This is a genomic window from Microvirga rosea (assembly GCF_020595095.1).
GTDB lineage: Bacteria > Pseudomonadota > Alphaproteobacteria > Rhizobiales > Beijerinckiaceae > Microvirga > Microvirga rosea.
The window spans coordinates 1-8125 of record NZ_JAJDOP010000027.1 but is presented as its reverse complement, the minus strand read 5'-3'; the positions used below and the strand labels follow the sequence as shown (position 1 = coordinate 8125).

The 8125-nt window shown below is 54.6% G+C and carries 8 protein-coding genes and 1 pseudogene; 7 read left to right on the top strand and 2 right to left on the bottom strand.

Annotated elements, in window-relative coordinates; genetic code table 11:
* The 7 genes from LJD17_RS23785 to LJD17_RS23755 form a co-directional block, all read left to right on the top strand.
* Positions 1 to 507 (top strand): flagellin (locus LJD17_RS23785; RefSeq protein WP_264478566.1); only part of this gene is annotated, 507 nt, incomplete at its 5' end.
* Positions 508 to 656: 149 nt separating this feature from the next.
* Complete coding sequence (gene fliF, locus LJD17_RS23780; RefSeq protein ID WP_227386727.1) at positions 657 to 2291, top strand: flagellar basal-body MS-ring/collar protein FliF; 1635 nt, start codon at positions 657 to 659, stop codon at positions 2289 to 2291.
* On the top strand, positions 2291 to 2923 hold the full coding sequence (locus LJD17_RS23775; RefSeq protein WP_227386725.1) for a hypothetical protein: 633 nt from the start codon (positions 2291 to 2293) through the stop codon (positions 2921 to 2923). Before fliF ends, LJD17_RS23775 begins: the two co-directional genes overlap by 1 nt.
* Positions 2916 to 4142 carry a MotB family protein gene (locus LJD17_RS23770; RefSeq protein ID WP_227386723.1) on the top strand — a complete coding sequence of 409 codons (1227 nt, stop codon included), beginning with the start codon at positions 2916 to 2918 and terminating at the stop codon, positions 4140 to 4142. Before LJD17_RS23775 ends, LJD17_RS23770 begins: the two co-directional genes overlap by 8 nt.
* The gene (locus tag LJD17_RS23765) at positions 4142 to 5359 is read left to right on the top strand and encodes a chemotaxis protein (RefSeq protein ID WP_227386721.1); all 1218 of its coding nucleotides are present in this window, start codon (positions 4142 to 4144) and stop codon (positions 5357 to 5359) included. Before LJD17_RS23770 ends, LJD17_RS23765 begins: the two co-directional genes overlap by 1 nt.
* Positions 5356 to 6678, top strand: a complete 1323-nt coding sequence (locus tag LJD17_RS23760; protein ID WP_227386719.1) for a flagellar hook-length control protein FliK — start codon at positions 5356 to 5358, stop codon at positions 6676 to 6678. The genes LJD17_RS23765 and LJD17_RS23760 overlap by 4 nt, the downstream gene beginning before the upstream one ends.
* Positions 6623 to 7192, top strand: coding sequence for a transglycosylase SLT domain-containing protein (locus LJD17_RS23755; RefSeq protein ID WP_227386717.1), 570 nt, complete (start codon positions 6623 to 6625; stop codon positions 7190 to 7192). The genes LJD17_RS23760 and LJD17_RS23755 overlap by 56 nt, the downstream gene beginning before the upstream one ends.
* A gap of 39 nt (positions 7193 to 7231) precedes the next feature.
* Here the strand turns inward: LJD17_RS23755 and LJD17_RS24445 are convergent, their stop codons facing one another.
* The gene (locus LJD17_RS24445) at positions 7232 to 7627 is read right to left on the bottom strand and encodes an AprI/Inh family metalloprotease inhibitor (RefSeq protein ID WP_227386715.1); all 396 of its coding nucleotides are present in this window, start codon (positions 7625 to 7627) and stop codon (positions 7232 to 7234) included.
* Positions 7628 to 7999: 372 nt separating this feature from the next.
* Positions 8000 to 8125 (bottom strand): annotated as a pseudogene (locus LJD17_RS23745) (DNA-binding response regulator); the annotation flags it as partial.

The following is an 8125-nucleotide window of genomic DNA, read 5'->3' as shown; positions in this document are numbered from 1 at the left end:
ACGGCTCTCGAGACGGCAAAGACCACCTACGAGACAGCCAAGACCACCTTCGAGACGGACCGCAAGACCGCTAACGACGGCGTCACGGCCGGCACCGACGGTGAAGGCGGCATCTTGAACAAGTCCTATGCCGTTCATTCGACTGACGAGGATGGCTTCCTGAAGCACTACGAGCTTTCGGTCGACAAGCTCGACATCTCGAACATCCAGAACCAGGACCTGTCGAAGCTCCGCGCCTACATCCAGATCGTCGACAAGGCTCTGGGCGCCATGACCGACGCAGCGACCACGCTGGGTGCGAACAAGACGCAGATCACGTCGCAGACGACCTTCGTCGAATCGCTCATCAAGGCGAACGAGCGTTCGATCGGTACGCTGGTAGACGCGGACATGGAAGAAGAGTCGACCCGCCTTAAGGCTCTGCAGGTTCAGCAGCAGCTCGGCGTTCAGGCCCTCAGCATCGCCAACGGCAGCACGCAGAGCATCCTTTCGCTCTTCCAGGGCTAAGTCCCAAGAGCACAAAGACCAAACTTCTTCTTCATGTTTTACTGTCAAAAGCCGCGCCTTGGGCGCGGCTTTTCTCTTTCGCAATCTCCACACAAGATTGTGCAGCGAAATTGCCGGTCGTATCGAATATCCAGCATTAGGTTCGTTTGATGACCGGTCGCCAGCACGCCGAAAAATTGTGGACCAACATTCTTGAGCTCGGAGCTCGCCGTCTCGCAGCTCTAGGACTCATTGGTCTTGCAGTCTTTCTGGGAGTCGGAATAGGTGCCTACTACCTGAGCCGCCCCGCTCAGGAGGCCCTATATGTCGGGCTCGAGCGGGAAGATGTCAGCCGAATCGGCGCAGCGCTTAAAGATGCCGGCATTCCGTTTGACGTCAGCGCGGACGGGAAAGCCGTGATGGTGAGTTACGGCAATACCGCGCAAGCGCGAATGCTTCTTGCCGAGAAAGGTCTGCCTCAAAGCTCGAAATCAGGCTACGAGCTGTTCAACGATCTCGGATCGCTGGGGCTCACGTCCTTCATGCAGGAGGTGACACGTGTCAGGGCTCTAGAGGGTGAAATCGCACGCACCATTCAGACGATGAAGGGCGTTAAGGCAGCCAGAGTTCATATCGTCCTGCCGGACAGGGGATCTTTCCGAAGAGAACAGCAGCCCGCATCCGCATCGGTGGTCGTCAGGACAGAACCGGCAGACGATATGAGCTCTGCTCAAGCCATTCGGCATTTGGTGGCCTCCGCAATTCCGGGCATGAAGGCCGACAAGGTCACCGTCCTCAATACTGACGGTATGCTCTTGATGGCCGGAGACGACGGCGCAAACGCGTCGACAGGTCGTATGGCGAGCCTTGAGCGCAATGTTAGCCGCGAAATCCAAGACAACATTCGCCGCACATTGACGCCATACCTCGGCCTCGGAAACTTCGAGGTCAGCGTTGCGGCTCGCCTGAACACGGATAAGACAAGCGTCAATGAAACGATTTACAATCCCGAGTCTAAGGTTGAGCGATCAGTTCGCACCGTGAAGGAGACCGAGGTTTCCCAAAACCGTGCCAATCAAAAGCCGACAACTGTCCAGCAGAACCTGCCCGAGGAGCGCGTTCGTGCCGACGGCGGCGATAGCTCCAGTGAAGACAATCAGCGTCGCGAGGAGCTCACCAACTACGAGATTTCCTCCAAGACGATACAAACGATCAGCGATGGATACGCGATAAAGAACCTGTCCGTCGCCGTGCTCATCAATAAGAGCCGGCTGTCTGCGCTCTCTGGTGGCAATGCTGAGAACCAGGCAATTATCGATTCAAAGATCTCTGAGATTGAGCAGCTGGTTTCCTCGGCTGCAGGATTTGAAAGGACGCGAGGCGATCAGATCAAAGTAGCGGCGGTCGGATTCATTGACGACGGACGCATGATGGAACCGGCGCCGCCTCTCGGATTGACCGAGGTCCTTATGCGGCAGTTCGGGAATATCATCAATGCCGCGACGATCCTGGTCGTCACGACCCTCCTCATTTGGTTCGGTCTCCGTCCAGCCGTGACGGCAATCCTAGCGCGTCCTGAGGTAGAGAAGGTTCTTGAAAGCGAAACACCGAGTCTCGAAAGCCTGATTGCGGCTTCCGAAAGCACGGCACAGATTGAGGCAGCAGAGACTGTCCCCAACCTTATTGAGGACCTGACGGGCAAAATGAACCGCTCGCCTCAAAAGAAGCTTGAGCAGCTCGTTGAGTATAACGAAGAGCACGCTGCTTCGATCCTGAAGCAGTGGCTCATCCAAGAGGCTGCGTGATGGCTGGCGGGATAGCCGACTACCTTATGGAATTCCATTTGGAGGACGCTTCCAGCAAGCCTGCTCCAAATGCACCTAAGCCGATCGTCACCAGACGTGACGAAGAGCAGGATAGGACTGCCGAACTTGTACGCAACGCAGAAGCTCGCGTTCGAGACGAAGAGAGAGCAGTTGCCGACAGGGCACTAAAGGCGGCACTCGAAACAGCTCGCTCTGAAGCAGACGACATGCTCAAGGCTGCACGCAGCAAATGGGTGGCCGAGGCGGCTGAAAAACTCTCGCAAGACCTGTCCACAGGATTCGCCGACCTCTTTGACGTTCTAGGCAATAAGATTGCTCATGTCCTTGTGCCGTTTTTAAGTGAATCTTTGCGTGTGCAGGCTGTCAGCGACTTTTCCGATGCTCTGTCGCTTCTGTGTAAACACGAAGCAGTCAAGATAACAGTGAGCGGCCCTGCCGATCTGATCGAGGCCGTCCGCGAAAAGATCGGAGCTCTAGAGTATAATGTGGAATACGTTCCCGGTTCGGGGCCCGATCTAAAGTTGACAGCCGACGACACGGTCGTAGAGGCGCAGCTAAGCACGTGGATCAGCCGCATGGCTGATGCTGTAAGGTCAAGTCAAAATGCCTGACGCAGACAAACAGGAAATCATCATCGTTCGCCGTTATGAGGCGGAGGAAGAGCATCATAAAGGTGGCGTCTGGAAGATCGCCCATGCGGACTTCATGACCGCCATGATGGCATTCTTCTTGGTCATGTGGCTGATCAGCGTAACAGATAATGAGACGCGCTCGACGATTTCGAATTATTTCAATCCTCTGAAGCTTGCTGAAAGCACAACAGATCGAAAAGGGTTGAACGACCCTAAGAACGACTCCAATCTGACAAAGGAAGGTAGCCAGAATGCTACCTCCAAGAAAGGCAGCGGCGAGGGAAAAGGCGGGCGGACGTCCCAAACACAGCCGCAGAAGTCGCAAGCTGAGGAAGGCGCTCTCTTCCAAGATCCCTATGCCGTCCTCGCCCGTTTGGCCGCTGAGAATGAGCAGGATCAGCCGCATAATGCATCCAGTGTAGATGTTTCGTTTGGTGAGACCGGGCAGCCTGGAACGAATGGCGGCGAGGCCTATCGAGATCCATTTGATCCCATGTATTGGCAGGTTGTGCCCGGCGCTAAGCCCAAGACAAAAACGCCCGGCGCGCCCGGGACTATGGCGCCGGTTCCGCGGGAGGGAACGATCGATGCCCTCGCTCCCTCCTCGAAGGCCGGCACCGATCCAGCTTCTGGCGAAAGGGACGATAAAAAATCTGGCTCTCAAACGACTAATGCTGACGCTCAGCTGAGCGGACCGGGAAGAGCGCAACAAGATACGGCAAAAGCAACTGCCACTGATGGTGATGCTGACCTTAAGTCAGAGATCGCAAAAGCTCTTCAGCCTGAGAAGCTGTCAAGTCCTGCGCCCCACGTTGAAGTGAAACGTACGGGGGAAGGACTTCTTATCAGTGTAACGGACGACCTGAACTTTAGCATGTTTGCCGTCGGCTCGGCAGAGCCGCAGCCGAAAGTCGTTCGTGCAATGGAGAAGATCGCAAAGATTATCAGCGAACGGCCCGGAAAGATCATCATAAGAGGCCACACGGACGGTCGACCCTTCCGCTCGGAAACTTATGACAATTGGCGTCTTTCAACAGCCCGCGCGCATATGGCGTCGTATATGTTGATCCGCGGTGGAGTGAATGAAAATCGCTTCGGAAGCATCGAAGGGCGTGCGGATCGCGAGTTGAAGAATCGGTCGGATGCAAATGCGGCAGAAAACCGCCGTATCGAGATCCTTCTCCGGGAGACACCGTAGTGCGAATTCGTCTACGAGTTGAACAGGCGCTTGTTCTCTTGATTGCAGGTTGGACCTCAGTAGCATCCGCTCAAGGTACCAAGGCTGCGCAAGTTGACGCATCGCCCGTAGAGCTTGTAAGAACCCTGCAGGCTCTTCAGGATCAGATCGCTGCGGGATCGACAAACGCGCATGTTGCCCAAAGGGTCCTTCTCTCCCATATCGACGAGAGATTGATCTCTATGGAAGCGCCCGTCTGGAAGGATCCGAAGAACATACGGGCTGCGGTAACATATGTTCTAAGCGGCGGACGACCCGATGTTCTTAAGAAGGTCCTGTCGTTTGGTGAGTTGCCTTCTCCAGAAGGTTCTCTTGCTCAAGGTGCTCTTGCTTATGTTGAGGGACGCGAGGGCGAGGCTCAGAAATTTCTGTCTGAAGTCGATGCCCATAAACTCCCTGTCACCCTTTCAGGACAAGTTGCTCTCATACAGGCTGCTCTTACCGTCAGAGAGGATCCCGGTAAATCAGTCGCGCTTCTCGACTTCGCACGCCTGCAGCTTCCGGGCACCCTTGTGGAAGAGGCAGCCTTGCGTCGCGAGATCTTTGTTGTCGGCCAAATGGGCGACTCGAAGAAATTTGATATGCTGTCCAGGCAGTACCTGCGACGGTTTCGATATTCCGTATATGCAGGAAACTTCAGACAACGTTTCGCTGCTGCTCTGACGCGATTGGAATTTACACGCGATCCCGACTACTTTGCGAGACTTGTTGCGACATTGAACGAGCTTGAACCAGCGGGGCAGCTCGAGCTCTATCTTTTAGTCGCTAGAGCTGCAGTTAATCAGGGACAGATGCCGGCTGCGATACTTGCTGCGAACAAAGCTAAGGAACTCTCCAAGGGAGATGCCGCGAATACGGCCCGTTCCAATCTGTACCGAGCCGCGGCCGTTATCGTCAGCCCACAAGGTTTCGAAGAGGGTCTTTCAGAACTTAAGAAGCTGGACCGGACAATCCTTCAAGCACCCGATATTGCGTTGCTCGAATCCGCACTGGCGATGGCCAGCTATATTCGTGAGAATCCCCAAACTACAAAAGTGTCGGTGCCTCCGGCCGTTCAGGCTCCCGATACGGCCGAGCGAGCAACGTTAGACCCGGCTCGGACTCCGACACCGGCCATCTCCCGGGCGCAACAGGCTCTTGGTGCGATAGATCAATTGGTAAGGAAAGAAAATCGATGAGCAAGCTCGAATTCATCCTCCAAAATGCAGCGCGAAGAATCGAGTCTCAAACATATAAGTCTGCCAATCCGGACGGTTTCGATAAGGAAGGGCAGAACCCTCAAGGCACCGCAGAAGCGGCAGACTTCGATGCCCTGCTCAAGACACTTTCATCCAAACAGGGCGAGAGTGATGTGCAGGGCCGAAAGCCACTCATCATTGCGGACATGCGTGAAACACACCTTGAAATTGCTAAGATGAATACCCTTGATGTGCCCGAGGATCCTGACGGATCAGTTCCGGCTCCCGATGTAGGTAGCCAAGAAATCGATCCTAACGCGCGGGAAGTAAATGATATACAATTCAACCAATTTGTCTTCTCTGTGCAGTCACAACCGACCCAAGGAGCCTCCGGGAGGAATAGCTCTGCCGCTGAACATGCATCCTCGCTTCTGGAGAAAGTTATTCCCCGGCGAGATGATAGTTCCGAGAGCATCCATCTGAAAACGTCGAGCGCGACGGTAATGAAGGCTTCCGTGCTGCATCAGGAGGCACACTTTAAGCCCGTCGTTTCAGAAACGAGCCTGCCCAGGAATTTTGATAAGGAGCTCGGCAGTAACGAACTCCCTATTGAGGACGGATCATCTCCCCAGTTGGCCGCGTCGATAGATGAAACAGCAGAGAAGAGCCTAGTAAAAAAGTCAGCTTTTGACGATCTCGCTGGTGCAAGAAAAGAAGCTGTCTCAAGCTCGGCTCCGACCCAGCCTGAAACGACGGGCTCCTCCTCCCATCTGTCGAATCTTCAGAGAATTGCAAATGCAGTCGTTGCAGATGCTGTTAATGCCAATTCAGCTCAACACAATGTACTGGGAAAGGGGATCTCAGACACTGGTTCCATCGTTATCAAGCCTTCCGATGGAGTGCTGCGCATCCTGAACATCCAGCTTCATCCTGTGGAGCTCGGAGTTGTTACTGTTAAGATGCGTCTGTCCGGAGATAACCTTGAAATGGAACTCCATACAGACAGCAACGAGACTGCGGATATTCTGCGAAAGGATACGGATAAGCTCTCTAGCTTGCTCCGGGGTTCAGGATACCGTCCAGATATAATCACGATTCATGTAACTGGAGTTGATGCCTCCCAGGAAGCCTCAATGGAAGGAAGGCAATCGTTGCCCAACCAAACCAGTTCTGGAGGATTTCAGCAGAACCAAGCCGGTCAGGATGAGCAGCCGAGGCAGCTGGCGGATGAGACGGGGAACTCTAGGGGACGGGGGAGAAATAATGAAAACGATGAAGCATCTGCTTCGGCTCGCGGCGCTGGCGGCGTCTATCTTTAGTTTGCCGTTTCAAGCACAGGCAAATACCAATGCCTGTGAGCGAGAGATGATCCGTGCCGCATCAAAGCATGGCGTCCCACTCGGGATGCTTTATGCCGTCGGGCTCGCCGAAACGGGAAATCGCGGGTCGCTGCAGCCCTATGCAATGAATATCGAAGGTCGCGCATATTTTGCGCAAAGTACGGCCGAAGCACTTCAGCGGTTCGAGGAGGCGAGGCGAGCTGGCGCCAAGCTCATCGACCTCGGATGCATGCAGATCAATCACTACTATCATCGGGAACGATTTAGTTCTCTAGAAAGTATGTTGAATCCCCGCGACAACGTGGAGTATGCGGCTCAATATCTAAAGCAGTTGCACACGCGCGAGGGAACCTGGACCATGGCGATTGCCCGCTACCACGCCGGTCCGAATAACGACCCCGCTCAAAAACAATATGTATGCCGCATCATGACTAACATGGTGGCCACGGGATTTGGGCAATGGACGCCTGTTGCGCGGTCTTTCTGCCAATAAGTTCTACCGAGAAGTTTGTGCTCGTTTAATAGCGGCGGCTCAACGAGCCATTACGATGGGCCGTTTCTGGCCTTCAACTTGGCCGATATATTCGGAGCCACTCTCCTGCAGCCGCCCTACAATCCGTCCTTTTGCGTAGAGCGCGATCTCCTGGTTGCGCAAAGACCACGTGTTTACATCGCGCAAAGCCTGTATTCCGCAATTGCCGGTCGACGCCTTATAAAGATCGAGAGTCGCGGAGCTCGAAAGTTGGATCTGACATGATGTGTTTGCATCCGTAACAGTCCATTTTCCAACCAAGGATGAAACGGATCTCACTTGTTGCGCTGGCGGCTGCGGAGGGGAAGACGAGGCAAGTGGGGTCTGATTGAGGGTTGGATCAATGGAGGGTGGGGGAGCGGCTGCAAGGGGTGTTTGCGTCACCGGCTCCAGCATATCTGCGGATGTTGCGACAGGACGGGATGCCCACGGCCCTATCGGCTCCAGAGTCTCTGCTGGAGTGCCCGTACCATGTGGAACTACAGGGTAGCGAACTGCTCCGTCCATTGGAGGCTCTGGAAACGGAGCATTCCATGGACTTGAATAGAGAGAAACCGACGGGTCGAAACGCTTCTCCGGATTCCATGGCGAACTATAGGGCTGACTGCTGTCAGTGCATCCTGCTAACGACAGCAAACAAGCTGCGACTGTCACGATCGTTCGCTGCATCCACAGGCCCAAATTATCTTTGCTCGTCTGCCGCAATTGTTGGTCACCGCCCTCAGTTCAAATCATTCCCAGTTTCGCGATTGATCTGAAGCGTGGGTTTCACCCGACGAAAGTATATCCGATGTATCGTTTGGCTTCGATGGGATCGTGTCCGAGGCGGGAGCGGAGCTTTTTGCGCAGCTTGCTCACATGGCCCTCGATCACGCTTTCCTCCACATCGTTGGA